Origin of the sequence: Microbacterium sp. K2, from assembly GCF_051365005.1 — a bacterium.
Classification (GTDB): domain Bacteria; phylum Actinomycetota; class Actinomycetes; order Actinomycetales; family Microbacteriaceae; genus Microbacterium; species Microbacterium foliorum_B.
Map to the genome: position 1 here is coordinate 498,833 of NZ_JBLWII010000001.1, position 26,594 is coordinate 525,426.

At 68.5% G+C, this 26,594-nt stretch carries 24 protein-coding genes; all 24 read left to right on the plus strand.

Annotated features, from left to right (window positions below; translation table 11 throughout):
• Positions 1–42 precede the first annotated feature (42 nt).
• A complete protein-coding gene (gene aroC / locus ACLKOY_RS02565) occupies positions 43–1,272 on the plus strand; it encodes a chorismate synthase (RefSeq protein ID WP_436452296.1) in 1,230 nt (409 codons plus the stop codon).
• Positions 1,256–1,774: a shikimate kinase gene (locus tag ACLKOY_RS02570; RefSeq protein ID WP_436452297.1), complete on the plus strand. Its 519-nt coding sequence runs from the start codon at positions 1,256–1,258 to the stop codon at positions 1,772–1,774. Before aroC ends, ACLKOY_RS02570 begins: the two co-directional genes overlap by 17 nt.
• On the plus strand, positions 1,771–2,859 hold the full coding sequence (gene aroB, locus ACLKOY_RS02575; RefSeq protein WP_436452298.1) for a 3-dehydroquinate synthase: 1,089 nt from the start codon (positions 1,771–1,773) through the stop codon (positions 2,857–2,859). The genes ACLKOY_RS02570 and aroB overlap by 4 nt, the downstream gene beginning before the upstream one ends.
• A complete protein-coding gene (gene aroQ / locus ACLKOY_RS02580) occupies positions 2,856–3,293 on the plus strand; it encodes a type II 3-dehydroquinate dehydratase (protein WP_436452299.1) in 438 nt (145 codons plus the stop codon). Before aroB ends, aroQ begins: the two co-directional genes overlap by 4 nt.
• A 75-nt stretch (positions 3,294–3,368) precedes the next feature.
• Entirely contained in the window at positions 3,369–3,929 is a 561-nt protein-coding gene (efp, locus tag ACLKOY_RS02585) for an elongation factor P (protein ID WP_140037127.1), read from the plus strand.
• Positions 3,930–3,932: 3 nt separating this feature from the next.
• Entirely contained in the window at positions 3,933–4,343 is a 411-nt protein-coding gene (gene nusB, locus ACLKOY_RS02590) for a transcription antitermination factor NusB (RefSeq protein ID WP_042536620.1), read from the plus strand.
• 56 nt (positions 4,344–4,399) lie between these two features.
• The gene (locus ACLKOY_RS02595) at positions 4,400–7,699 is read left to right on the plus strand and encodes an SNF2-related protein (protein ID WP_436452300.1); all 3,300 of its coding nucleotides are present in this window, start codon (positions 4,400–4,402) and stop codon (positions 7,697–7,699) included.
• A 75-nt stretch (positions 7,700–7,774) separates the two neighbouring features.
• The gene (locus ACLKOY_RS02600) at positions 7,775–9,352 is read left to right on the plus strand and encodes a Rieske 2Fe-2S domain-containing protein (protein WP_436452301.1); all 1,578 of its coding nucleotides are present in this window, start codon (positions 7,775–7,777) and stop codon (positions 9,350–9,352) included.
• A 118-nt stretch (positions 9,353–9,470) separates the two neighbouring features.
• Positions 9,471–9,938 carry a hypothetical protein gene (locus ACLKOY_RS02605; RefSeq protein ID WP_436452302.1) on the plus strand — a complete coding sequence of 156 codons (468 nt, stop codon included), beginning with the start codon at positions 9,471–9,473 and terminating at the stop codon, positions 9,936–9,938.
• Positions 9,939–10,006: 68 nt separating this feature from the next.
• Positions 10,007–10,537, plus strand: coding sequence for a bifunctional pyr operon transcriptional regulator/uracil phosphoribosyltransferase PyrR (pyrR, locus tag ACLKOY_RS02610; protein ID WP_436452303.1), 531 nt, complete (start codon positions 10,007–10,009; stop codon positions 10,535–10,537).
• Entirely contained in the window at positions 10,534–11,499 is a 966-nt protein-coding gene (locus ACLKOY_RS02615; RefSeq protein ID WP_140037123.1) for an aspartate carbamoyltransferase catalytic subunit, read from the plus strand. Before pyrR ends, ACLKOY_RS02615 begins: the two co-directional genes overlap by 4 nt.
• Positions 11,496–12,800: a dihydroorotase gene (locus tag ACLKOY_RS02620; RefSeq protein WP_436452304.1), complete on the plus strand. Its 1,305-nt coding sequence runs from the start codon at positions 11,496–11,498 to the stop codon at positions 12,798–12,800. The genes ACLKOY_RS02615 and ACLKOY_RS02620 overlap by 4 nt, the downstream gene beginning before the upstream one ends.
• Positions 12,797–13,324: a PH-like domain-containing protein gene (locus ACLKOY_RS02625; protein ID WP_363570435.1), complete on the plus strand. Its 528-nt coding sequence runs from the start codon at positions 12,797–12,799 to the stop codon at positions 13,322–13,324. The genes ACLKOY_RS02620 and ACLKOY_RS02625 overlap by 4 nt, the downstream gene beginning before the upstream one ends.
• Positions 13,321–14,466 (plus strand): glutamine-hydrolyzing carbamoyl-phosphate synthase small subunit, encoded by a 1,146-nt coding sequence (carA, locus tag ACLKOY_RS02630; RefSeq protein ID WP_436452305.1) that lies wholly within the window; start codon positions 13,321–13,323, stop codon positions 14,464–14,466. Before ACLKOY_RS02625 ends, carA begins: the two co-directional genes overlap by 4 nt.
• A complete protein-coding gene (gene carB / locus ACLKOY_RS02635; protein WP_436452306.1) occupies positions 14,466–17,753 on the plus strand; it encodes a carbamoyl-phosphate synthase large subunit in 3,288 nt (1,095 codons plus the stop codon). Before carA ends, carB begins: the two co-directional genes overlap by 1 nt.
• Positions 17,750–18,595 (plus strand): orotidine-5'-phosphate decarboxylase, encoded by an 846-nt coding sequence (gene pyrF, locus ACLKOY_RS02640; protein ID WP_436452307.1) that lies wholly within the window; start codon positions 17,750–17,752, stop codon positions 18,593–18,595. Before carB ends, pyrF begins: the two co-directional genes overlap by 4 nt.
• A complete protein-coding gene (gmk, locus tag ACLKOY_RS02645) occupies positions 18,588–19,496 on the plus strand; it encodes a guanylate kinase (RefSeq protein WP_436452308.1) in 909 nt (302 codons plus the stop codon). Before pyrF ends, gmk begins: the two co-directional genes overlap by 8 nt.
• A gap of 64 nt (positions 19,497–19,560) precedes the next feature.
• Complete coding sequence (gene rpoZ / locus ACLKOY_RS02650; RefSeq protein WP_042536631.1) at positions 19,561–19,818, plus strand: DNA-directed RNA polymerase subunit omega; 258 nt, start codon at positions 19,561–19,563, stop codon at positions 19,816–19,818.
• Between the two features lie 93 nt (positions 19,819–19,911).
• A complete protein-coding gene (gene metK / locus ACLKOY_RS02655) occupies positions 19,912–21,105 on the plus strand; it encodes a methionine adenosyltransferase (RefSeq protein WP_363570442.1) in 1,194 nt (397 codons plus the stop codon).
• Between the two features lie 29 nt (positions 21,106–21,134).
• Positions 21,135–23,093: a primosomal protein N' gene (locus ACLKOY_RS02660; RefSeq protein WP_436452309.1), complete on the plus strand. Its 1,959-nt coding sequence runs from the start codon at positions 21,135–21,137 to the stop codon at positions 23,091–23,093.
• Positions 23,094–23,152: 59 nt separating this feature from the next.
• Positions 23,153–24,073, plus strand: coding sequence for a methionyl-tRNA formyltransferase (fmt, locus tag ACLKOY_RS02665; RefSeq protein WP_436452310.1), 921 nt, complete (start codon positions 23,153–23,155; stop codon positions 24,071–24,073).
• On the plus strand, positions 24,070–25,611 hold the full coding sequence (locus ACLKOY_RS02670) for an RsmB/NOP family class I SAM-dependent RNA methyltransferase (protein WP_436452311.1): 1,542 nt from the start codon (positions 24,070–24,072) through the stop codon (positions 25,609–25,611). Before fmt ends, ACLKOY_RS02670 begins: the two co-directional genes overlap by 4 nt.
• Before the next feature lie 4 nt (positions 25,612–25,615).
• Positions 25,616–26,296 carry a ribulose-phosphate 3-epimerase gene (rpe, locus tag ACLKOY_RS02675; RefSeq protein ID WP_258184192.1) on the plus strand — a complete coding sequence of 227 codons (681 nt, stop codon included), beginning with the start codon at positions 25,616–25,618 and terminating at the stop codon, positions 26,294–26,296.
• The gene (locus ACLKOY_RS02680) at positions 26,293–26,556 is read left to right on the plus strand and encodes a phosphoribosyl-ATP diphosphatase (protein WP_436452312.1); all 264 of its coding nucleotides are present in this window, start codon (positions 26,293–26,295) and stop codon (positions 26,554–26,556) included. The genes rpe and ACLKOY_RS02680 overlap by 4 nt, the downstream gene beginning before the upstream one ends.
• The last annotated feature ends 38 nt before the right edge of the window (positions 26,557–26,594 follow it).

The following is a 26,594-nucleotide window of genomic DNA, read 5'->3' on the forward strand; positions in this document are numbered from 1 at the left end:
ACGCGGCACGATCCGAGTCGAAACGCGTGGGAGACTAGACCAATGCTCCGCGTGCTCACTGCCGGCGAATCGCACGGCCCAGAACTCATTGCCGTCATGGAGGGTCTGCCCTCGGGCGTCCCGGTGTCCTCCGAGGCGATCCAGGCCGATCTCGCACGTCGCAAGCTCGGCTATGGGCGCGGCTCGCGCATGAAGTTCGAGCAGGACGAGCTGACGATCTCAGGTGGCGTCCGCCACGGCAAGACCCTCGGCAGCCCCATCGCTCTGCGCATCGGCAACACGGAGTGGCCGAAGTGGATCGAGGTCATGAACCCCGAACCCGTCGAGCTGACCGACAGATCGCGTGGCCGGAGCGCACCGCTGACCCGCCCGCGGCCGGGGCACGCCGATCTCGTGGGCATGCAGAAGTACGACTTCGATGAGGCGCGCCCCATCCTCGAGCGTGCCAGCGCGCGAGAGACGGCGGCCAGAGTCGCCCTCGGCGCCATCGCTCGCTCGTTCCTCGGCGAACTGGGCATCCGCCTCGTCAGCCACACGCTGTCGATCGGTCCGGTCCGCGTGCCGGCCGACGCCGCACTCCCGACCCCCGACGACGTCGACCGGCTCGACGCCGATCCGCTGCGCTGCTTCGACGCGGCGACCTCCGCGCTCATGGTGGCCGAGGTCGATGACGCGAAGAAGGACGGCGACACCCTCGGTGGAATCGTCGAGGTGCTCGCCTACGGTCTTCCGCCCGGGCTCGGGTCGCACGTTCACTGGGATCGCCGTCTCGACGCGCGTCTCGCACAGGCCCTCATGAGCATCCAGGCGATCAAGGGCGTCGAGGTCGGCGACGGCTTCGAGACCACGCGCCGACGCGGTTCCGCCGCCCATGACGAGCTGTTCGCGACCGCCGAGGGGATCTCTCGCGGCTCGGACCGCGCGGGAGGCACCGAAGGCGGCATGTCGACGGGAACCGTGCTCCGAGTGCGCGCGGGGATGAAGCCGATCGCCACCGTGCCGCACGCTCTCCGAACGATCGACGTCGCATCCGGCGAGGATGCCACGGCACATCATCAGCGATCCGACGTGTGTGCCGTGCCGGCTGCCGGGGTCGTGGCCGAAGCCATGGTCGCCGTCGAACTCGCCAACGCCGTGCTCGAGAAGTTCGGAGGCGACAGCATCGGTGAGACACGCCGCAACCTCGACGGCTACCTCGCGGCGATTCCGGCCGAGCTGCGCACGACGCCGGCGTCCGAGGCGGCGCTCATCGCGCATGACGAGCGAGACTGATCGGCTGACGCTGGTGCTGGTCGGTCCGATGGCCGCCGGCAAGACCAGCGTCGGGCGTCGTGTCGCACGCAAGCTCAACGTGCCGTTCGTGGACACCGACAAACGGGTGGTCGCAGCGCACGGCCCCATCCCCCAGATCTTCGAGGAGCACGGAGAGGCGCACTTCCGCTCGCTCGAGCGCGCGGAAGTCGCAGAGGCGCTGCGCGCGGGCGGTGTGATCTCCCTCGGTGGAGGGGCCGTGACCGACGCGGGCACCCGAACATTGCTGCTCGAGCACCCGGTCGTGTTCCTGACCGTCACTCCTGCGGCGGTGGCCGATCGCATCCACAGCGGCGGGCGCCCCCTGCTTGCGGGCGATGACCCCGTCGGGCGATGGACGAAGATCTTCGAAGAACGTCGAGACTGGTATGACGAGGTGGCATCCGTGACGTTCGACACGTCGCGACGCCCCATGCAGCGCATCGCCGACGACATCGTGGCATGGAGGAGAGAACTGGGATGAGTACGACAACCATCAGCGTGACGGGGGAGAACCCTTACGACATCGCCATCGGACGCGGCATCCTCGATCGGGTGTCAGCGGCCCTCGACGCCGGAGTGCGCAAGGTGCTCGTCGTCCACCCGCCCACGCTCGCCGCACGCGCGGCGGAGCTGCGGGATCGGCTGCTCGCCGACGTCGAGAACGGTCAGCGGGAGGTTCTGCTCGCCGAGGTGCCGGATGCCGAGCAGGGCAAGCGCATCGAGGTGGCCGCCTTCTGCTGGCAGGTCATGGGGCAGGCCGACTTCACCCGCTCGGACGCAGTGGTCGGATACGGCGGCGGCGCGGTGACCGATCTCGCCGGCTTCGTCGCGGCGACCTGGCTGCGGGGAGTCCAGCTCGTCCAGGTGCCGACCACCGTGCTCGGCCTCGTCGACGCATCGGTGGGCGGCAAGACCGGGATCAACACCGCCGAGGGCAAGAACCTCGTCGGCGCCTTCTGGGCGCCTCGTGCGGTGATCGGCGACCTCGACGAGCTCGCCAGCCTCAGCCCCAACGAGGCGACCGCGGGCTTCGCCGAGGTCGTGAAGGCCGGATTCATCTGGGCTCCCGAGATCCTCGACATCATCGAGGCGGACCCCGCGCGCGCCGTCGATTCGACGACACCCGAGTTCCGCCGGGCGATCGAACTCGCGATCGACATGAAGGCCCAGGTCGTCTCCGACGACTTCCGCGAGGCCGGACAGCGCGAGATCCTCAACTACGGTCACACCCTCGGCCATGCGATCGAGCACGCCGAGCGCTACCGGTGGCGCCACGGGGCGGCGGTCTCGATCGGCATGCTGTACGCGGCGGAGCTGTCGCGACTCGCCGGGCGGCTGTCGGACTCCGCCGCCGAGCGTCACCGCACGATCCTCGACTCTCTCGGACTGCCGACGGGATATCGTGCCGGCGCATGGCCGCAGCTGCTCGCGACGATGCAGCGCGACAAGAAGAGCCGTGGCGGCATGCTGCGATTCATCCTCCTCGACGACATCGCCAAGCCCACGGTGCTGCAGGCCCCGGACGAGTCGCTGCTCTTCGCCGCGTACCAGGAGATCGGCGAGTGACCCGTCGCATCCTGCTCGTCAACGGACCGAACCTCAACCTGCTCGGCAGCCGCGAGCCCGAGGTCTACGGCACCGCGACGCTGGCCGATGTCGAGAAGCTCACCGCTGCGGCTGCCGAGGCCGCGGGGTTCGAGATCAGGGCGCTGCAGAGCAACCACGAGGGGGTGCTGATCGATGCCATCCACGCCGCCAGGGAGGACTGCGCGGCGATCATCATCAACCCGGGCGGGCTCACGCACACGAGCGTGTCGCTGCGTGACGCCCTGACCGGCGTCGCTCTTCCATTCGCCGAGGTGCACATCTCCGATGTGTACGCGCGCGAGGACTTCCGGCACCATTCCTACCTCCACGACGTCGCAGCGGTGCGCGTGATCGGCGAGGGCGTCGACGGCTACGCGAGCGCTGTGCGGCAGCTCGCAGCGCTCATCGCGTAGAATCGACTCTCGGCCCACCCCAGTCCACCTCGGACGCGAGCGGCCCCCAGACTCTAGAAACGGAAAGTCCAGCTCATGGCATCTACCGCAGACATCAAGAACGGCGTCGTCCTCAGCATCGAGCGGCAGCTCTGGAGCGTCGTCGAGTTCCAGCACGTCAAGCCCGGCAAGGGCGGCGCGTTCGTCCGCACCAAGCTCAAGAACGTCATGAGCGGCAAGGTCGTCGACAAGACCTTCAACGCCGGCGCGAAGATCGAGATCGAGAACGTCGATCGCCGTGACTACACGTACCTCTACACCGACGGTGACGGATACGTGTTCATGGACCAGACCGACTACGACCAGATCACGGTCCCCGCTGCGACCGTCGGTGACGCGAAGAACTTCCTGCTCGAGAACCAGCAGGTCACGATCGCGCTCAACAACGGCAACCCTCTGTACATCGATCTGCCGGCATCCGTGATCCTCGAGATCACCTACTCCGAGCCCGGCGTGCAGGGCGACCGTTCGTCGGCGGGCACCAAGCCGGCCACGCTCGAGACCGGCTACGAGATCCAGGTGCCGCTGTTCGTCGAGACCGGCACCAAGGTCAAGGTCGACACGCGCACAGGCGACTACCTCGGTCGCGAGAAGTAAGGCGTGAGCGCCCGTACGAAGGCGCGCAAGCGCGCACTCGACATCCTGTTCTCCGCCGACGTCCGTGGCGACGAGGTCGCCGTGGCTCTTGCCGCAGAGGCGAAGCGAGCCGCGAGCGAACCCGCCCGTGAGGCCTCCTGGCTGTACGCCCGCGAGGTCGTGGACGGCATCATCGACCACCGTGACGAGATCGACGAGCTCATCACGACGCACAGCCGCGACTGGAAGCTCGAGCGGATGCCCGCGGTCGACCGTGCACTGTTGCGCATCGGCGTCTGGGAGATCCTTTTCAACGCAGAGGTGCCGACGGCCGTCGCCATCGATGAGGCGGTCGAGCTCGCCAAGGAGTTCTCCACCGACGACTCGGGCGCGTTCGTGCACGGTGTGCTCGCCCGCGTATCTCGCGCGGCCTGAGCGACGACTCAGGACGCGGTCTCCGAGATGTCGGAGGCCGCCGGAAGGATGGGGTCATGCCCGCGCCGCACGTCGATCTTCGAGATCTCATGCAGATCACCGATGCGGGTGGCTATCAACGCGGTCTCGCCTACTTCCGCGCGGGCAACGTGCTCGACGTGGTCTGGCATGAGGATCTCCTCGAGATCGAGGGGCATGTGCGCGGCAGCTCGGACGCGCAGTATGTGACCGAGATTCTCTTCCACTCGTCGAACGGCACGAGGCGCCCGCGGACGACCCGCTGCTCGTGCCCGGTGCGCAGCGGGTGCAAGCACGTCGTCGCCACGCTGCTCGCCTCCAACGTGCACGAGTACTCGCAGCAGGCTGCTGCCCTTCAGCGGCAGCCCGAAGTCCAGCCGGAGTCGGCCGCGCCTCGCAGCAGTGCCGCACCGTCGTGGCGCAGCTTGCTCGCCCCGTCTGTGGCCCGGCATCCGCAGCGCCTCGCGCTGGGAATCGAGCTGCGACACCGCGAGTCGCGGAGTGAGAACCACTGGGGGCCGCGCCCCGTCCGCGCGGCGACGGCACGAGATCTGGCACGCCCACAGGGTGAGCTGCTGCTGGCGATCCGACCGATGATGCGCAGCGCGCAGACCGGTGCCTGGATCCAGGGCGGCGCAGGCTGGGACGCCGTCCGTCGCGACGCGTCGCAGTTCGGTCGCGACCAGAACCGCTGGTTCGGAGACCTGCTCAGCATCTCGCGGGATTCGCTGCTCTCCGGCAACGCCGGCGAGTGGCTCGTCCTCGACCAGGTCGAGTCGCCGTTGCTCTGGAGGCACCTCCGATCCGGCCCCGAACTCGGCATTCCGCTCGTCGCGAGCCAGAAGAGCGCCTCGGTGCGCATCGCGGACAGCGCAGAGGTGTCGACCCGGATCACTCGTTCGGACGACGGCTCTCTGGTGGTCTCCGCCGATGTGCGCATCGACGACCACGACGTTCCCGACCGGGAGGTGCATCCGATCGGCCGCACGGGGGTGTACTCGGCCGGGCTCCGGGGTGCGCGGATCGAGATCGTCCTGGCCGAGGTGGCGCTGAGCGAGCAGACGCGCGCGCTGCTCGCGGCATCCGATCCGATCGTCGTGCCCTCCGACGATGAGCAGGCGTTCATCGCCGACGCCTACCCGCTGCTCGCGAGGCGCAGCACGGTGCGGACGGTCGGGGCAGTGGCGCTTCCGGACGTTCCCGAGCCCGAGCCCGTGTTGACCGTCAGCTACGAGCGCGGCGATGTCGTGAGCTACTCCTTCGAGTGGTCGTACGGCCAGTTCGGGCGCGTTCCTTTCGCCTGGAACGACGCAGCCGTGCGCGACGCCGCCGTCGAGACCGACAAGAGGGCGGCCATCGAGGCCGCATGGCAGGAGTTCCGCACGACCAGCTTCAGGCCGAGCGGTTCCTTCCACGACATCGACGCGGCGGCGTTCGTCGCGGAGGGGGTTCCTGCACTCGAGGCCGTGGGAGTCCGCGTCGAATCCAGCGGAGAGCGCAAAGCGTACCGCGAGCTGACCGGTGATCCGCAGGTCAAGGTCACGACCGTCGAGTCGACGGACTCCGACTGGTTCGATCTCGGCATCCTCGTCACGATCGACGGCCGGACGATCCCTTTCGGGCCGCTGTTCACGGCGCTGAGCAAGGGGCGCAAGAAGCTGCTCCTCTCCGACGGCGGGTACTTCTCGCTCAACCACCCGTCGCTGGATCGTCTCCGAGACCTCATCGAGGAGGCGGGCGAGCTCGACGAATGGGAGACGGGCCCGCGGATCAGTCGCTACCAGACCGATCTCTGGGAGGAGTTCGAAGATCTCGCAGACGAGGCCGAGCCTGCCGTGAGCTGGCGCGCCACTGCGGACGGACTTCGTCAGGCGACCGGTGTTCCTGCGACGGCCGTGCCCGCGGGCGTTCAGGCGGAGCTGCGCCCTTACCAGAAGACCGGCTTCGACTGGCTGGTCTTCCTGTGGCGTCACCGGCTGGGAGGGATCCTCGCCGACGACATGGGTCTCGGCAAGACGCTGCAGCTCCTCACGTTCGTGCAGCACACGAGGGATGCCGGCGAGACTCGGCCGTTCCTCGTGCTCGCTCCCACGTCGGTGCTGAGCACCTGGCGGTCGGAGGCCGCGCGATTCACCCCTGGTCTTCGCGTCTCGATCGTCGACAGCACGAGCGGGAAGCGCGCCGACGTGCTGAGAGCGGCGGCACGATCGAGCGATCTCGTGGTCAGCTCGTACACGGTCGCACGACTCGACGAAGAGGAGTTCCGCGAGGTGGAGTGGGCCGGACTGATCCTCGATGAGGCCCAGTTCGTCAAGAACCCCAAGACGAGACTCCACCGGGCCATCTCGACGTTCCGTGCCGACGTCACTTACGCGGTGACCGGCACACCGATGGAGAACAGCCTCTCCGAGCTGTGGTCGCTTCTCAAGCTCGCCGCGCCGGGGCTCTTCCCCTCGGCCCGCAAGTTCAAGGACCGGTACATCCAGCCGATCGAGAAGGGGAAGGTTCCCGAGAACGAGGAGGGCGGCGAGTATCGCGCTCGGCGCCTCGCCCAGCTCCGTCGTCGCGTCCGGCCTCTGATGCTGCGACGGACGAAGGAGCTCGTGGCGCCCGACCTTCCCGCCAAGCAGGAGCAGCTGCTCGAGGTCGAGATGAGTCCCGAGCACAGGGCCCTCTATGACGTGGTGCTGCAACGCGAGCGTCAGAAGGTCTTGGGGCTCATCGACGATCTCGATCGCAACCGCTTCATCGTCTTCCGCTCGCTCACGCTGCTGCGCATGCTGAGTCTCGCACCCGCGTTGGTAGACGAGGCCGACGCAGACATCGGCTCGAGCAAGCTCGACACGCTTCTCGAGCGTGTGGTCGAGCTGCAGGCCGAGGGGCACCGCGCGCTCGTCTTCAGCCAGTTCACTTCTTTCCTCGATCTCGCGGCCGCCCGCCTCGAGGCCGCGGGCATCCCGTATGCGCATCTCGACGGCTCGACGAGGCGCAGAGAGCAGGTGATCGACGGCTTCAAAGCGGGGGAGCAGCCGGTGTTCCTGATCAGTCTGAAGGCCGGAGGGTTCGGCCTCACGCTGACCGAGGCCGACTACGTCTTCCTGCTCGATCCCTGGTGGAACCCGGCCGCCGAAGAGCAGGCGATCGACCGCACGCACCGCATCGGTCAGACGAATCAGGTGTTCGTCTATCGGATGATCTCGACCGGCACGATCGAGGAGAAGGTCCTCGAGCTGCAGCGCCGCAAGGCCAGGCTCTTCACCGCCGTGATGGACGACGACGAGCTCTTCGCGCAGTCGCTCACGGCCGACGACATCAAGGGTCTGTTCGACGAGGCCTGATTTGTTCCGGCCGGGTCACCGCATCCGTCCAGGACCCCGTCGGTAGAATCGAACGGTTCACCTCAGGAGGAATTAATGCGGATCACGGGACTCGGCCACGCCGGGATGTTCATCGAGACAGTCGGCGGGAACATCATCTGCGACCCGGTTCTCGGGCCCTCGTTCTTCGGCTCGTGGTTCCCGTTCCCCGACAACCGCGCGCTCGACTGGGAGCGTTTCGGCCGCGAAGCCGACTTCCTCTACATCTCGCACCGGCACCGCGACCACTTCGACCCGGCACTGCTCGAGCGCTACATCCGCAAGGACATCGAGGTGCTGCTGCCGGAGTACCCCATCGATGACCTCGAGCAGGACATCCGGGCACTGGGCTACACGAACATGACCTACGCGCCGGCGGGGAAGATCATCGAGCGCGGCGACCTCAAGATCATGATCACGCCGCTGCGCGCCCCGAGCGACGGCCCGATCGGCGATTCGTCGCTGAGCGTCGACGACGGCACCGCGTCGGTCCTCAATCAGAACGATTCGCACCCCCTCGACCTCGACACTCTGCTCCACTTCGGAAAGCCCGACGCGTACTTCACGCAGGTCTCGGGCGCGATCTGGTGGCCCATGGTCTATGACCTGCCGATGGATGCGAAGCAGAATTTCGCGAAGCTCAAGCGAGACGCGCAGAACAAGCGAGCCATGTACTACATCGACAAGGTGGATGCTCCGCACGTCTTCCCGATGGCAGGGCCGCCCATGTTCCTGCGCGACGACCTCTTCGACTTCAACGGGATCGGCCGCAACGGCGAGTCGATCTTCACGGATCAGAAGCAGTTCCTCGCCCACATGAAGGAGCTCTCGCCCCAGTACGACGGGCACCTCTTCGTGCCCGGCACGGTCGTGACCGTCGACGCCGGTCAGGTGTCGACCGAGCAGTCGCTCTACACCGAGGCGGAGCTCGCCCACATCTTCGACGAGAAGTGGGACTACCTCGACGAGCAGCGGGCGTCGCGCCAGCAGGAGATCCTCGACGAGGAGGCTTCGCGCGCAGAGGTCCTGCCGGCCGCCGAGATGCTCGAGGAGCTGAAATCCTGGTGGGAGCCGCTGCTGAAGAAGTCGCGCACCATCCGCCTCGGAGTCGGCGGGTGCGTTCGATTCAAGATCGGCGACCTCGACATGGTCGTCGACTTCCCTCGCGCGAAGGTCCGCGAGTACGCGGGCGAGGAGTGCATCTACTGGTACACGATCCCCGCTGACCTCGTCTCGACCAACATCCGCGATCACGAGATCGACTGGTCGAACTCGATCTTCCTCTCGATGCAGTTCCAGGTGGGACGCAGCGGCAAGTTCAACGAGTTCCTGACGACGTTCCTCAAGTGCCTCTCGGTCGACCGGATCGAGTACGTCGAGAACTGGTACCAGGAGCAGACGGATCAGACCGAGGATGCCGAGATCGGCGACTGGGTCGTGCAGCGCCGCTGCCCGCACCTGAGGGCCGACCTGACGAAGACCGGCAAGGTCGACGAAGACGGAATCCTGACCTGCAGCATGCACGACTGGAAGTGGGACCTCAAGACCGGCCGTTGCCTGTCGACGAGCGGCCACCCCATCCGCTCGACGAAGATCGACGAGGTCAGCGACGCTGTGCTCAGCGAGGCCAGCTGACGTGTCGCGATCCCCGCATCCGCAGGGGGCAGGTCGTGATGCCAGGACGTCGCGGCTCGCTTTCGACGGTCCGTTCCACGGCGCGAGGTGGGTCGTCCGGTCAGATGCGGAACGTCTCGTGCGCATTGGCTCGGAGTTCCTGCAGGAGGCGGGATTCGAGCAACGCGAAGACGGATTCGAGGCGCGCCTGCGTGCGCAGGACTCGGAGTGGACTGCCACCGCGCTCGAGATCGGCGACGAGACCCGCTCCCGCCGAGGGTTCTGGCGAGGTCTCCTGACCGACGAGCTGCCGTTCCCCCTTCCTCGGGCGCTGCAGCCCTCGATCCCACCCACCCTCGTCGTGGTCGCCGCGCGTCACGCGGCGAAGGGGGTCGGCGAGTTGGTCGTCTTCCCTCATGTCTCCCGACGGGGTGACGCGGAGTACGCCCGCGCTGCGGGCCCTCGCATCCGGGCGGCCCTCGAAGGGATCACCGCGGCAGCCGGCGCAGAGGGGGCCATGCTCTCGCACGAATCGCTCGGCGGAGTGCCCGACGACGGCGCGCCCTTCTCTCAGGAGGTTGTTCGCGAGGTGCTGGGCTGGCACTGAGCCGCGCTAGACTGGGTGCATCAAGCAACCTTTAACACCGTCCTGTGAGGCGGAGAAGGGAGCGGCCGATGAGTGCACGAACCGTGCTGCACGAAGCCGATATCTCGCGGGCACTGACCCGCATCGCACACGAGATCCTCGAATCCAATCGAGGGGCTGAGAACCTCGTCCTGCTGGGCATTCCGACCCGCGGAGTCACTCTCGCCCACCGCCTGTCCGCTGTGATCGGTGAGATCGCACAGACCACGGTCCCGGTGGGAGCCCTCGACGTCACGCTCTTCCGCGATGACCTCGCGAAGCAGCCGACGCGGTCTCCTCGTCCGACCGACATCCCTGCGGGCGGCATCGACGGCAAGACGGTCGTGCTGGTCGACGACGTGCTCTTCTCGGGTCGCAGCATCCGTGCCGCGCTCGACGCGCTGCAGTCGATCGGTCGCCCCTCGATCGTCCGCCTCGCGATCCTCGTCGATCGAGGCCACCGCGAGCTGCCGATCCGGCCGGACTTCGTCGGGAAGAACATCCCGTCCTCCCGTCAGGAGCGCGTCAACGTGCGGCTGGCCGAGCACGACAGCGCCGAGGAGGTGACGATCGAAGCATGAGACATCTCCTCGACACCCGCACCCTCGATCGCGAGACCGCTCTGCGCATCCTCGACGTCGCCGAGGACATGTCCGACACGCAGTCTCGCGAGGTCAAGAAGCTCCCGACACTCCGCGGCAAGACCGTCGTCAATCTCTTCTTCGAGGACTCGACGCGCACCCGCATCTCCTTCGAGGCCGCCGCGAAGCGCCTGTCGGCCGACGTGATCAACTTCGCCGCCAAGGGGTCGAGCGTCTCGAAGGGCGAGAGCCTGAAGGACACCGCTCAGACGCTGCAGGCGATGGGCGCGGATGCGGTCGTCATCCGCCACCCCGCATCGGGTGCGCCGCAGACCCTCGCAACCAGCGGCTGGATCTCGGCCGGTGTGGTCAATGCGGGCGACGGCACGCACGAGCACCCGACCCAGGCGCTGCTCGACGCGTTCACGATCCGCAAGCGGCGCTTCGGAGCCGACAGCCGTGGTCGCGATCTCGCCGGCATCCGGGTCGTGATCGTCGGCGACGTGCTGCACTCGCGGGTCGCGCGATCGAACGTCTGGCTGCTCGCCACGCTCGGCGCCGAGGTCACCCTCGTGGCTCCGCCCACACTGGTGCCGCAGAACGTCTCGCTCTGGCCCGCGAAGGTCGTGTACGACCTCGACCAGGCTCTCGCCGACGGGCCCGACGCCGTGATGATGCTCCGTATCCAGCTCGAGCGCATGAACGCCGCGTATTTCCCCACTGAGCGGGAGTATTCCAGGCGCTGGGGTCTTGACGCACTGCGTGTGGCAGGCCTTCCGGACGGTAGCATTGTCATGCACCCCGGACCCATGAACCGAGGGTTGGAGATCTCCTCCGAAGCCGCCGATTCCCCGCGCTCGACCGTGCTGGAACAGGTGACGAACGGGGTGTCCATCCGCATGGCGGTGCTGTACCTGCTCCTTGCAGGAGAACGAGACGACGAACGAGGGGGAGACCAGTGAGCGAGACCCTCGTCATCACCGGCGCACAGCTTCTCGGTGCCGAGCGCGCCGACATCATCGTGGAGAACGGTCTGATCACCGAGATCGGCCACGGACTGAGCCGTGCGGGTGCGCGAGTCATCGACGCCGACGGTCTGGTGGCCCTTCCCGGGCTCGTCGATCTGCACACGCATCTGCGCGAACCCGGCTACGAAGCGTCCGAGACGATCCTCACCGGCACCAGGGCAGCAGCGGCCGGCGGCTTCACGGCCGTCTTCGCGATGCCCAACACCTCGCCGGTGGCCGACACCGCCGGGGTCGTGGAGCAGGAGCTCGCGCTCGGTGAAGCGGCCGGGTACGCGACGGTGCAGCCCATCGGGGCCGTGACCGTGGGGCAGAAGGGCGAGCGACTCGCCGAGCTCGGCGCGATGGCGACATCGCGCGCCCAGGTGCGCGTCTTCAGCGACGACGGCTTCTGCGTCTTCGACCCGCTGATCATGCGTCGTGCGCTCGAGTACGTGAAGTCCTTCGGCGGGGTCATCGCACAGCATGCGCAGGATCCCCGCCTCACCGAGGGCGCCCAGATGAACGAGGGCACCGTGTCGGCCGAGCTCGGACTCGCCGGATGGCCCGCCGTCGCCGAGGAGTCGATCATCGCCCGCGATGTGCTCCTCGCCGAGCACGTGGGCTCGCGTCTGCACGTCTGCCACCTCTCGACAGCAGGCTCGGTCGACATCATCCGCTGGGCCAAGAAGCGCGGCATCGACGTCACGGCCGAGGTCACCCCGCATCACCTGCTGCTCACCGACGAACTCGTGCGCGGGTACGACGCGCGCTACAAGGTCAATCCGCCGCTGCGTCGCGAAGAAGACGTCATGGCTGTGCGCGAAGGCCTCGCAGACGGCACCATCGACATCGTCGCGACGGATCACGCGCCGCACCCGAGCGAGCACAAGTCCTGCGAGTGGCAGGCTGCCGCGAACGGCATGGTCGGACTCGAGAGCGCGCTGCGCGTCGTGCACCAGTCGATGGTGCAGACCGGCCTGATCGGTTGGGACGACGTCGCTCGGGTGATGAGCGCCGCGCCCGCGCAGATCGGACGCCTCTCGGGACACGGACTGCCTCTGGAGGCGGGTGCTCCCGCGCAGATCACGCTCTACGATCCGTCGGTCGCCGGCGTCTTCAGCGAGTCGGATCTGCACGGTCGCAGCGTCAACTCGCCGTACCTCGGTCGCGACCTTCCCGGCCGCGTCGAGTTCACGGTGCACCGCGGGGTGCTGACGGTCGACGGCGCAGACGTCGTCGAGGAGCTGAACGCATGAGCGCACGCGACATCGCCATCGCGATCACCATCGCCGCGGCGGTTCTCGTCCTGATCGTCATGTTCACCGCCTGGCGACGACGACTCCGACGCGACTCGGGTCTTGCCGCACCCCTCGGAGTGCCGGAGCACGCCGAAGTGATCGACCGCCACGCGGTGCTGTACGTCTCGACGACCAAGCACGACCAGCCGCTCGAGCGGCTGACCCTGCACCCGCTCGCGTACCGGGCCAGGGGCGAGGTCGCCGTCACGGACCGCGGGCTCGCACTCTGCCTCGACGGCGCGCCGACGGTCTTCCTCGCCTCCTCGCGGCTCGCGAGCGTCGACCGTGCGACGGTGACGATCGATCGCGTCGTGGAACCCGGCGGACTCGTCCGCGTCGCCTGGAATGCGGACGACGACACGATCGTCGACTCGTATCTGCGTCTCACCGACGGCGACCCCCAGAACTTCATCTCAGAACTGCAGCGCCTCGTCCCGGCCACGGACGACACCGCCGCCCCCGACACAGGAGCAACGTCATGACAGCCCTCCCCGAACCCGCCGTCCTCGTCCTCGAAGACGGAACACGCCACACGGGCCGTGCATACGGCGCGCGAGGCACCACCTTCGGCGAGGTCGTCTTCGCCACCGGCATGTCCGGCTACCAGGAGACGCTCACCGATCCCTCGTATGCAGGTCAGATCGTCCTGCAGACGGCACCGCACATTGGCAACACCGGCATGAACGACGAAGACCGCGAGTCTCGTCGCATCTGGGTGGCCGGCTACATCGTCCGCGACCCCTCGCGCGTCGTCTCGAACTGGCGGGCCAACGCCTCGCTCGACGAGATCCTCGAACGCGACGGAATCGTGGGCATCAGCGGGATCGACACCCGGTCGATCACCCGTCACATCCGCTCGGCCGGGTCGATGCGCGGTGGCGTGTTCTCGGGCGACGCCGCGAAGCTCGATGCCGAAGAGCAGCTGCGCCTCGTGCGCCAGGCGCCCCAGATGGCCGGTCAGAACCTCTCGTCGCAGGTCTCGGTCGACGTCGCCACGGTGACGACGGCGATGGGGGAGCGGGTAGGCAACCTCGCCGTCCTCGATCTCGGAGTCAAGCAGGCCACGATCGACAACCTCGCGGCCCGCGGGTTCGAGGTGCACGTGCTGCCCCAGGACGTCACGATCGACGACATCCGCGCGATCGACCCCGTCGCCGTCTTCTACTCGAACGGCCCCGGCGACCCCGCTGCCTCGGGGGACCACGTCGAACTGCTGCGCTCGGTGCTCGACGACGGGCTCCCGTTCTTCGGGATCTGCTTCGGAAACCAGCTGCTCGGCAGGGCACTCGGACTCGGCACGTACAAGCTGCCGTTCGGCCACCGCGGAATCAACCAGCCGGTGCTCGACAAGTCGACCGGGCGCGTCGAGATCACCGCTCACAACCACGGATTCGCCGTGGATGCACCCCTGGAGGGTTCGTTCGACAGCCCACACGGCTACGGCAAGGTCGAGGTCAGCCACGTGGGTCTGAACGACAACGTCGTGGAGGGTCTCCGTGCCCTCGACATCCCCGCGTTCTCGGTGCAGTACCACCCGGAGGCCGCCGCCGGCCCGCACGACGCCAACTATCTCTTCGACCGGTTCCGTGACATGGTCATCGCCAGCAAGAAGGACGCCAAGTAATGCCCAAGCGCGACGACATCAACTCCGTTCTCGTCATCGGCTCCGGCCCGATCGTCATCGGTCAGGCCTGCGAGTTCGACTACTCCGGCACCCAGGCGTGCCGCGTCCTGCGCGAAGAGGGCGTCAGGGTCATCCTGGTCAACTCCAACCCGGCGACGATCATGACCGACCCCGACTTCGCCGATGCGACGTACATCGAGCCGATCACGTGGCAGGTCATCGAGACGATCATCGCGAAGGAGCGCCCAGACGCCATCCTTCCGACCCTCGGCGGGCAGACCGCCCTGAACGCCGCGATCGAGCTGCACAACCACGGGATCCTCGAGAAGTACGATGTCGAGCTGATCGGCGCGAGCTTCGAGGCGATCAACAAGGGCGAAGACCGCCAGATCTTCAAGCAGCTCGTGCTCGATGCCGGAGCCGATGTCGCCCGCAGCATCATCGCGCACACGATGGACGACCTGCTCGCGGGTGCGGCCGAACTGGGCTACCCGCTCGTCGTGCGCCCCTCGTTCACCATGGGCGGTCTCGGCTCGGGCTTCGCCTATGACGAAGAGGACCTGCGCCGCATCGGCGGTGCCGGTCTGCGCGATTCTCCGACCACCGAGGTGCTGCTCGAGGAGTCGATCCTCGGCTGGAAGGAGTACGAGCTCGAGCTCATGCGCGACACGGCCGACAACACGGTCGTCGTCTGCTCGATCGAGAACGTCGACCCCGTCGGCGTGCACACGGGCGACTCGATCACCGTCGCCCCGGCTCTGACGCTCACCGACCGCGAGTACCAGAAGCTCCGTGACATCGGCATCGACATCATCCGCGCCGTCGGCGTCGACACCGGTGGCTGCAACATCCAGTTCGCCGTCGACCCCAGCAACGGCCGCATCATCGTCATCGAGATGAACCCGCGCGTCTCGCGCTCGAGCGCCCTCGCCTCGAAGGCAACGGGGTTCCCGATCGCCAAGCTCGCGGCCAAGCTCGCACTCGGCTACCGTCTCGACGAGATCCCCAACGACATCACGGGTGTCACTCCGGCGAGCTTCGAGCCCACGCTCGACTACGTCGTCGTCAAGGTGCCGCGATTCGCGTTCGAGAAGTTCCCGGCCGCCGATGCGACGCTGACGACCACCATGAAGTCGGTGGGTGAGGCGATGGCGATCGGCCGCAACTACGCGACCGCCCTGCAGAAGGCGCTGCGCTCGCTCGAGAAGCGAGGCTCGAGCTTCCACTGGGGTGAGGAGAGCCGCTCGGCAGCCGAGCTGCTCGAGATCTCGAAGATCCCGACCGACGGTCGCATCATCACCCTGCAGCAGGCGTTGCGCAAGGGTGCGACGGTCGAGCAGGCGTTCGAGGCGACCGCGATCGACCCGTGGTTCATCGACCAGATCGTGCTGATCAACGAGGTCGCCGAGACCGTGCGCACGGCGCCCGAGCTCGACGCGGCAACGCTCCGCTACGCCAAGGAGCACGGCTTCTCCGACGCGCAGATCGCGCAGCTTCGCGGCGATGCCGAGGCAGAGATCCGCGGCGTGCGCCACGGCTTCGGCATCCGCCCGGTGTACAAGACGGTCGACACCTGCGCCGGCGAGTTCCCGGCTCTGACGCCGTATCACTACTCGAGCTACGACTTCGAGACCGAGGTCATCCCGTCGGATCGCACCAAGGTCGTGATCATCGGATCCGGTCCCAACCGCATCGGCCAGGGCGTCGAGTTCGACTACTCGTGCGTGCACGCGTCATTCGCGCTCTCGGATGCCGGCTTCGAGACCATCATGGTCAACTGCAACCCCGAGACCGTGTCCACCGACTACGACACGTCGGATCGGCTGTACTTCGAGCCGCTGACGCTCGAAGACGTGCTCGAGGTGCTCGATGCCGAAGCCGCCAGCGGCACCATCCTCGGCGTCGTCTGCCAGCTCGGCGGCCAGACGCCGCTGGGTCTCGCGAAGGGCATCGAGGCCGCGGGCTACACCGTGCTCGGCACGAGCCCCGCGGCCATCGACATCGCCGAAGAGCGCGAGCTGTTCTCACAGCTGCTCGACTCGGCCGGTCTCATCGCGCCGCGTCACGGCACCGCCGTGGACGCCGACGGCGCGGTGGCGGTGGCCGACGAGATCGGCTACCCCGTGCTCGTGCGTCCGAGCTTCGTGCTCGGCGGGCGCGGGATGGAGATCGTCTACAGCGCGGAGTCACTGCGCGAGTACTTCGTGCGCACCGCGGGCGAGGTCATCATCGAGGAGGGCAAGCCCCTGCTCGTCGACCGGTTCCTCGACGATGCGATCGAGCTCGACGTCGACGCGCTGTACGACGGCACCGACCTGTACATCGGCGGCGTGATGGAGCACCTCGAAGAGGCCGGCATCCACTCGGGCGACTCCAGCTGCACTCTGCCGCCGGTCTCGCTCGGCCGCACCGATATCGATCGGGTGCGCGAGGCGACCCTCGCGATCGCCAAGGGCGTCGGCGTGCGCGGACTGCTGAACGTGCAGTTCGCGATCAGCGCGGGCGTGCTCTACGTCATCGAGGCGAACCCGCGCGCGAGCCGCACGGTGCCGTTCGTCTCGAAGGCGCTGGGCATTCCGATGGCGAAGGCCGCGAGCCGCATCATGGTCGGCTCGACGATCGCGGAGCTCCGCGCCGAAGGCATGCTTCCCGAGCAGGACGGCTCGCGTGTGCCACTCGACGCCCCTGTCTCGGTGAAGGAGGCGGTGCTTCCCTTCAAGCGGTTCCGCACGGCCGACGGCAAGACCGTCGACTCGATCCTCGGCCCGGAGATGCGCTCGACGGGTGAGGTCATGGGCATCGACCGCGACTTCCCGACCGCGTTCGCCAAGAGCCAGGCGGCCGCGTACGGCGGGATGCCGACTTCGGGCACCGTGTTCATCTCGGTGGCCGACTCCGACAAGCGCGCGGTGATCCTGCCGGCGCACCGTCTGCAGCAGCTCGGGTTCACGATCGTGGCCACCGAGGGTACGGCCGAGATCCTCTCGCGCAACGGCATCGCGGTGACCGTGGTCGAGAAGTACAGCGAGACCCAGGAATCGGGCGCGACCAACATCGTCGACCTGATCAACGACGGGTCGATCGACATCGTCGTGAACACGCCTTCGGGTGGCGCGGCGCGCGCTGACGGTTACGAGATCCGCGCGGCCGCCGTCGCGGCCGACAAGGCGCTGTTCACCACGATGGCGGTGCTCGGCGCTGCGGTGAGCGGCATGGACGCAGCGCACGAGGGCTTCCAGGTGAAGAGCCTTCAGGAGTACGCACTCGACCGGAAGGCCGCTTTGTGAGCGCACGCTTCGGCGAACGGGTCCGTGCCGCCCTCGCGGCGCACGGCCCGCTGTGCGTGGGAATCGACCCGCATGCGGCGCTGCTCACGGCCTGGGGACTCGGTGACGACGCCTCCGGCGTCCGCGAGTTCGGGCTGCGCACCGTCGAGGCCGCTGCCGGCCGTGCCGCGATCGTGAAACCGCAGGTGTCGTTCTTCGAGCGCTTCGGCTCCGCGGGTATCGCAGCCCTCGAGGAGGTGCTCGCGGCTGCGCGTGCGGCCGGACTCGTCGTCATCGCGGATGCGAAGCGCGGCGACATCGGCTCGACCATGGATGCGTATGCTGCGGCGTGGCTCACGCCGGGATCTCCGCTCGAGGCCGACGCCCTGACCGTGAACCCGTTCCTCGGCGTCGGTGCGCTCGACGGTGCGTTCGCCTTCGCCGAGGAGCACGACAAGGGCCTCTTCGTGCTCGCCGCCACGAGCAACCCCGAGGCGCAGACACTGCAGCGCTCGGTCTCCGAGACCGGCCGCGCCGTGTCAGCGGACATCATCTCGGTCGTCTCGGCACGCAATGCGGAGCACACGGAGACGGGCGAGTGGGGGAGCTTCGGCTTCGTCATCGGAGCGACCGTGGAGTGGACGGATGCCGGCATCGCCGCATTCGTCCCGATGGCACCCATCCTCGCTCCCGGTTTCGGCACGCAGGGTGCGACTCCGGCAGACCTCCACCGTCGGTTCGGCTCGATGAGCCCCGCGGTCATCGCGAGCGAGAGCCGCAGCATCCTCTCGGCCGGACCGACCGGTCTCGCCGCCGCCATCGACGCACGCGTCGCAGAGTACAGGGAGGCCGGCCGTGGCTGAGTCCCGTCCCGTCCCCGAGGTCGACCGCGCCGCCGCCGCCCGCAAAGCGGTCGAGCGGCGTCGTGCCCGCGCGTCTCTCAAGCGCGATCTGACCACGCGCGTCGTGACTCCCCAGTCCGTGCTCGAACGGGCCACTGCCGACCCCGACTCGGTCGAGGGCTCGATGCGCATCACGGATTTCCTGCTCGCTCTCCCCGCCATCGGCGCGGGAAAACGCGACCGGATCCTGGCGGAGCTGCACATCTCAGCGGTCAAGCGACTGGGGGGGCTCGGCGTCAGGCAGCGGGTGGCGCTCTCGCAGTGGCTCGACTCGCGCTTCCCGCTCCTGCAGCCGCGCGGCGCACGAAGCCGCCTCCTGGTGCTCGCCGGCCCGACCGCTGTGGGCAAGGGCACGGTCGCAGCCCATATCCGCGAGCACAACCCCGAGATCCATCTGTCTGTCTCGGCGACGACCCGTGCGCCGCGCCCGGGCGAGATCGACGGCGTGCACTACTACTTCGTCGACGACGCGGAGTTCGATCGGCTGATCGCCGAGGACGAGCTTCTCGAGTACGCGGTCGTGCACAACAGGTCGCGATACGGAACGCCCCGCGCCCCGATCGATGCCGCACTGGCAGCAGGCAAGACGGTGCTGCTCGAGATCGACCTGCAGGGTGCCCGCCAGGTGCGCAAGGCCGAGCCGGCCGCGACGCTCATCTTCCTGCTGCCGCCGACCTGGGACGAACTGGTTCAGAGACTGGTCGGTCGAGGCACCGAGGGGGCCGAGGAACGTGCTCGCAGACTGCGCACCGCGAAGGTGGAACTCGCCGCGCAGAACGAGTTCGATCACCTCATCGTGAACGAGGACGTCGCCGCTGCGGCCGCAGAGGTCGTAGAATTGTCTTCAAGCTCTGCGCGCTGAGCGTTTTCGCGCGCCGTTGCACAGTCTTCGCGACGATCCCGTCGCCTGATCAGGAGGTCCCACCATGGCCGGACACCACACCAACGGAATCATCGATCCCCCCATCGACAACCTGCTCGACCGCGTCGACTCGAAGTACGAGCTCGTCATCTACGCCGCCAAGCGCGCGCGTCAGATCAACGATTACTACTCCGACCTCCACGAGGGCAACCTGTTCGACAACGTCGGTCCGCTCGTCGACTCCTCCGTCGAGGACAAGCCGCTGACCATCGCTCTGCACGAGATCAACGAGGACAAGCTCCGCCTCCGTCACGCCGAGTGACGTCCGATGACCGCACCGCCGACTGATGTCGGCGGTGCGGTCCATCATGGGAGCCACCCCATTCCTGCTGTCCGATTCCGTTCTGGAGCCCTGATGAGCGCGCTGCGTCTGTTCACGTCCGAGTCCGTCACCGAGGGGCACCCAGACAAGATCTGCGACCAGATCTCGGACAGCATCCTCGACGGACTCATCGCGAAAGACCCCGGCTCACGCGTCGCGGTCGAGACGCTGGTGACGACCGGTCTCGTGCACGTCGCCGGCGAGATCCGCACCGAGGCGTACGTCGACATCCCGACCATCGTCCGACAGGTCGTCAACCGCATCGGCTACACGTCGAGCGACACCGGCTTCGACGGGGACTCCTGCGGCGTGAGCATCTCGGTGGGCGAGCAGTCGACCGACATCGCCCACGGCGTCGACAACGCCCAGGAGCACCGCGACGGCTCATCCGTCGATCCGCTCGACGGACTCGGTGCAGGCGACCAGGGCATCATGTTCGGGTTCGCCACGAACGAGACGCCCCAGCTGATGCCGATGGCCGCATGGACCGCGCACCGCATCGCCGAGCGACTTGCCGAGGTCCGCCGCTCCGGCGCGCTGCCGTTCCTCCGCCCCGACGGCAAGACGCAGGTCACGCTCGGGTACGACGGCTTCACGCCCAAGACCGTCGACGCCGTCGTGCTGTCGACCCAGCATCACCCCGAGATCTCGCAGGACGAGCTCAAGGCGCAGGTGCGCGAGCACGTGATCGACCCGATCCTCGAGACCACAGGACTCGACCTCGACGACATCACCTACTACATCAATCCGGCGGGTCCGTTCGTGACCGGCGGACCCAAGGGCGACGCCGGCCTCACCGGCCGCAAGATCATCATCGACACCTACGGTGGCGCAGCGCGGCACGGTGGCGGCGCGTTCAGCGGCAAGGATCCGTCGAAGGTCGACCGTTCGGGCGCCTACGCGACTCGCTGGGTCGCGAAGAACGCTGTCGCGGCAGGACTCGCCGACCGGCTCGAGGTCCAGGTCGCGTACGCGATCGGCGTCGCACGCCCTGTGGGTCTCTACGTCGAGACCTTCGGCACCGGCAAGGTGTCGGACGAGGCGATCACCCGCGCGATCGACGACGTCTTCGATCTCCGCCCGCAGGCGATCATCGAGCACCTCGATCTGCTGCGCCCGATCTATGCGCAGACAGCCGCCTACGGGCATTTCGGCCGCGAGCTGCCGGAGTTCACCTGGGAGCGCACCGACCGCGCTGAAGAGCTGCGGCGCGCTGCAGGCCTCTGACGGAGCGCGGGCCTGATGGCGATCCGCTCATGACGGCCGAGAGTCGTCGCATCGCGCGCGTGCTGCTGGACTCGCCGCTTCCGCAGCTAGACCGGCTCTTCGACTACGCGCTGCCGCCAGAGCTCGGAGACGTGCCGATCGGGGTGCGCGTGCGAGTGCCGCTTCGCACCGCCGGCCGCGTGATCGACGGGTACGTGGTCGAGATCGATACCGAGGACGACGCCGACAGGCCTCTCTCCGAGGTCGAGAGCGTCGTGTCGCCGGTGCCCGTGCTTCCGGAACGCACCTACCGGCTGGCTCGTCGCGCAGCCGACCGCGCGGCGGGGTCGGCGTCGGACGTGCTGCGTCTCGTCATCCCCAAGCGTCAGGTGCGGGTCGAGAAGGCCTGGACCGCGGACACACCGGCGCCCGTGCCGACCGATGAGGCCGTCGCCGACGCCGCCTCGCTCCTCGCCACGTACGACCACCTCGACGAGGTCCTCGAGGACGCCGGCAGGGCCGCGGTCGAGGCGATCCCGGTGCAGCACCGGGGCGAGCCGGGCTGGACGGCTCTGCTGGCCTCGGCGGCGACGCGGATGCTCGCAGCCGGACGCTCCAGCATCCTGATCGTGCCGGATCATCGGGACCTCGATCTTCTGCTCGCCGCGCTCGGGTCGCTCGTTCCGCCCGAGGCCGTCGTGCGATACGACTCACGGCAGACGAACCCCGATCGATACCGCTCGTTCCTCAGATCACTCGAGGATGCTCCGTGCATCGTGGTCGGCAACCGCTCGGCCGTGTACGCTCCGGTGCGCGCCGGGCTCGTCGCGGTGTGGGATGACGGCGATCCGCTGCTCGGCGAGCCGCTCGCGCCCTACATCAACGCCCGAGATGCCGCGCTGCTCCGTCAGGAACAGGAGGACTCGGCCCTGCTGTTCGTCGGCCACACCCGCACGACGGACGTCGAACGCCTCGTCGCGCACGGCTACCTGCAGGACGTGCGGGCCGCACGGCGGGTGATGCCGAGGGTGATCCTGAGCACACCGCAAGAGATGGATGCGCCGACAGCGCAGCGGATGCCGTCGTCGGCGTTCCTCTCGGCACGCAACGCCGCAGCCGAGGGCCCGGTTCTCGTGCAGGTCTCGCGCCCCGGTTTCGCGCCGTCCCTCGTGTGTGCGGAGTGTCGCGCTCCGGCCAGATGCGCGCACTGCGGCGGGCCGCTGGGCGCCAAGCATCGCGGCGCCGTTCCCGTGTGCGCCTGGTGCGGCCGGGGTGCGCGTGCCTGGGCCTGCCCGACGTGCTCGTCGACCAAGCTGCGTCTGGCGTCGTCGGGAAGCGAGCGCACCGCCGACGAGCTGGGCAAGGCGTTTCCCGGCGTCCGCGTGATCGTCGCCGACAGCGCGCACCCGGTCGAGCACGTCGCCGACAAGCCGGCGCTCGTGGTCGCGACGCGCGGCGCCGAGCCGCTCGCCGAAGGGGGCTATCGCGCAGTGGTGCTGCTCGACGGTCCACGGATGCTCCAGGCACCGGATCTTCGCATCGGTGAGGCCTGTCTGCGGTGGTGGTCGAACGCGGCCGCGCTCGCTGCTCCGGGGGCGCCCATCCACCTCGTCGGAGTCGACGGCACGATCGCACGAGCGCTCGCGACCTGGAACCAGTCGGGCTACGCACGCGCTGAGCTGGCGGAGCGCGCACCCCTGCACATGCCTCCTGCCGCGCGTGTCGCCCTGGTCGAGGGGTCCGCAGCGGCCGTCGGCCGTGCGTTGGCCGCGCTCCAGGAGCTCGCCCTGCCGTCTGACGCGGTCCTGGGGCCTGTGCCCCTCGAGTCCGACGACTATCCGCCTCGCGTGCGCGCGCTCGTCCGATTCGAGTACGGCGCCGGAGCCAAGGTCGCGGCGGCGCTGCGTGCGGCCGTCGTCGCCGAAGCCGTCAGCAATCGCCGAGGCAAGGGCAAGTCGACTCGGAGCACGCTCTCGGTTCGGCTCGATATCCTCGACCCAGAGCTCTGATCAGTCCGCCCGATCCGATCTCACCCGATCCACACACCGCATCCCTCCGGAGCACCTTCATGCGCCTTGTCTTCGCCGGCACACCGTCGGCAGCCGTTCCCACACTCCGCCGCCTCGCGGCCGAGCACGACATCGCGGCCGTGGTCACGCGACCGGATGCCCCCCTGGGCCGAAAGCGAGTGCTGACACCGTCGCCGGTCGCTCAGGCAGCAGCCGACCTCGGTCTGCCGATCATCAAGGCGGCACGTCTCGATGACGAGGCGACCGCGGCGATCGCCGCGCTGCAGCCCGAGCTCGGCGTGATCGTCGCATACGGCGGCCTCGTGCGAGAGCCGCTGCTGTCCACGCCGGTGAAGGGGTGGATCAACCTGCACTTCTCGCTCCTGCCCCAGTGGCGCGGCGCCGCTCCCGTGCAGCGCGCACTGATCGCCGGCGATGCCCAGCTCGGAGCGAGCGTCTTCCAGCTGGTACCCGCCCTCGACGCAGGCGACGTCTTCGCCACGCGCGTCGTCGACGTGGCACCGGGGGCGACAGCCGACGCGGCCCTCGAGGCCCTTGCCATCGACGGGGCACAGCTGACATCAGAAGTGGTCGGGGCCATCGCCGACGGTACTGCGCACGCGGTGCCGCAGCACGGAGAGCCGAGCCTGGCGCCGAAGCTGACGCTCGATGACGGTCTGCTCGACTGGAGCCAGCCCCTCGCACAGGTGTTCGCTCGCTTCCGCGGCGTCACTCCCGAGCCGGGAGCGCACACCACCGTCGACGGTCTCCGCGTGAAGGTACTCGAGGCTGCACCGTCGAGCGACCACGCCGCCCTCGAACCGGGAGAGATCGCCGCGACGAAGACGGCGCTCCTCATCGGCACCGGCTCGACGCCCCTCTCCGTCACGCGCGTGCAGCCGGCGGGCAAGGGAGCCATGAACGCGGTCGACTGGTGGCGGGGCCAGCGCGACACCGACGGTCTGCGAGCCGGAGCATGAGCGGCCAGGAAGACGCCGAGCGTCGCGACGGTCGTCCGGGTGGTGCGCAGAACCGGTCGCAGGGTCGACCGCACGGGCAGCGCGGCGGTCAGGCGCGGGGCGGTCAGCCTCAGGGCCAGCGCGGTGACCAGCCTCGCGGGCCGCAGCGCACGGTGCAGCCTGCTCGTCGGGTGGCCTATGACGTGTTGCGAGCGGTCTCCGAGTCGGATGCCTACGCCAACCTGATCCTGCCTCCGGCGATCGCCGAGGCGCGCCTCGATCCGCAGGACGCCGCCCTCGCGACAGAGCTCGCGTACGGGACCCTCCGTCGTCGTGGCACCTACGATGCGATCATCGCCGCGGCCGCCGATCGTCCGGCGGAGGAGATCGACCCCGCCGTGCTCGATGCGCTGCGTCTGGCCACGCATCAGCTGCTCGCCACACGCGTCGCCTCTCACGCCGCCGTGAACGAGTCCGTGAATCTGGTCGCCTCGACTCAGGGGCGAGGCGCATCGAACTTCGCGAACGCCGTGCTGCGCCGGATCTCCCGCGAGACACCGGGGGAGTGGGAGGAGCGCATCGAGGGTTCAGCGCGGTCCGATGACGAGCGTCTCGCACTCCGCTCCGCGCACCCTGTCTGGGTCATCCGATCGCTGCGACGCGCTCTCGCCGCCGAGGGAAGAGCCGACGAACTCGACGAGCTCCTCGACGCCGATAACGCCTCTCCGGAGGTGACCCTGGTGGCGCTCCCCGGACTCGCGGAGCCGGGTGAGCCGCGGCGCCCGTACGCTCCGACGGCCTACGGATCGCCCGGCGGCGATCCGCATCGTGTGATCGCCGCGACCGGTGGCACGGTCCGCGTTCAGGACGAGGGCTCTCAACTGGTGGCACTCGCGCTGGCGGCGGCCGCGCCGATCGCCTCGGGCGAGCGCTGGCTCGATCTGTGTGCAGGTCCCGGCGGCAAGACCGCGCGGCTCGCGGCGATCGCCCGCGAGCACGATGTCACGCTCGAGGCCAACGAGGTCATCCCGACTCGGGCACGTCTCGTCCGCAACGCCCTGCGCGGCGTACCGGGCGAGGTCATGGTGCACGAGGAGGACGGGCGCTCGTTCGGCGTCACCCACCCCGGCGCATTCGATCGCATCCTCGTCGATGCGCCGTGCACCGGCCTCGGCGCCCTCAGGCGGCGGCCCGAGGCGCGCTGGCGCAAGACCCCTGCCGATGTCGCCGAGCTCGTGCCCCTGCAGGTCGAACTCCTGAAGTCGGCGCTCGGCGCTCTCGCGCCCGGCGGGATCGTCGCGTACGTGACCTGCTCGCCGCATCTCGCCGAGACCACGGGGGTCGTGCAGGAGGTGCTCCGAAGCCGCACCGACATCACCGAGATCGATGCGCGTGCCGTGCTCCGGGGCGTCTCCGAGTCGCCGATCGACCTCGCCGAAGACGGTTCGGGGCGGGTGCAGCTGTGGCCACACCGCCACGGCACGGATGCGATGTTCCTCGCGCTTCTCCAGCGCAGCGCCACCGAGCAGGGCGACGCGAACTCCGAAGAGAGAGACTAGAGACGTGGACCTCCCCAGCGCACCGCGCATCAACCCCAGCATCCTGGCCGCCGACTTCGTGAACATGCAGCGCGATCTCGCCAAGATCGCGACCGCCGACTTCGCACACGTCGACGTGATGGACAACCACTTCGTGCCGAACCTCACGTTCGGGCCGCAGATGGTCGAACGGATCCAGGCGACCAGTCCGATCCCGCTCGACGTGCACCTGATGATCACCGAGCCGGAGCGCTGGGCCCCCGCCTATGCCGAGCTGGGGGCCGCCAGCGTCACGTTCCACCTCGAGGCAGCCGCGGATCCGATCTCGCTCGCCCGCACTCTGCGCAGCATCGGGGCCAGGGCCGGCGTCGCGATCAAGCCCGACACGCCCGCCGAGGGGCTCTACAGCGTGCTCGAGGAGTTCGACCAGATCCTCGTGATGACGGTCGAACCCGGGTTCGGCGGGCAGGGGTTCATGCCCGAGACGATGCCCAAGCTGCGCGCTCTCGCCGATGAGGCCAGACGCCGCGGATCGAACGTCTGGCTCCAGGTCGACGGCGGGATCTCGGACGCGACCATCGAGGCCGCGGCCGCCGCGGGCGCCGACACGTTCGTCGCAGGATCCGCGGTCTACGGCGCCGACGACGTCGAGGCCGCCGTCACCCGGCTCAGAGACCGCGCCAGAGCCGCTAGCCTGGAATCGTGAAGACTTTCGACGAGCTGTTCGCCGAGCTCAGCGTCAAGGCCGAGACCCGTCCAGATGGGTCGGGTACGGTCGCGGAGCTCGACGGCGGCGTGCACACGATCGGCAAGAAGATCGTCGAGGAGGCCGCCGAAGTCTGGATGGCATCCGAGTACGAATCCGACGAGGCCGCTGCGGAGGAGATCTCGCAGCTGCTCTACCACGTCCAGGTGATGATGATCGCGAAGGGCCTGAGCCTGCAGGACGTCTACCGACATCTGTGAAGCGCTCCGCCCCACTCGCTTCGATCTGAAGGCACCCC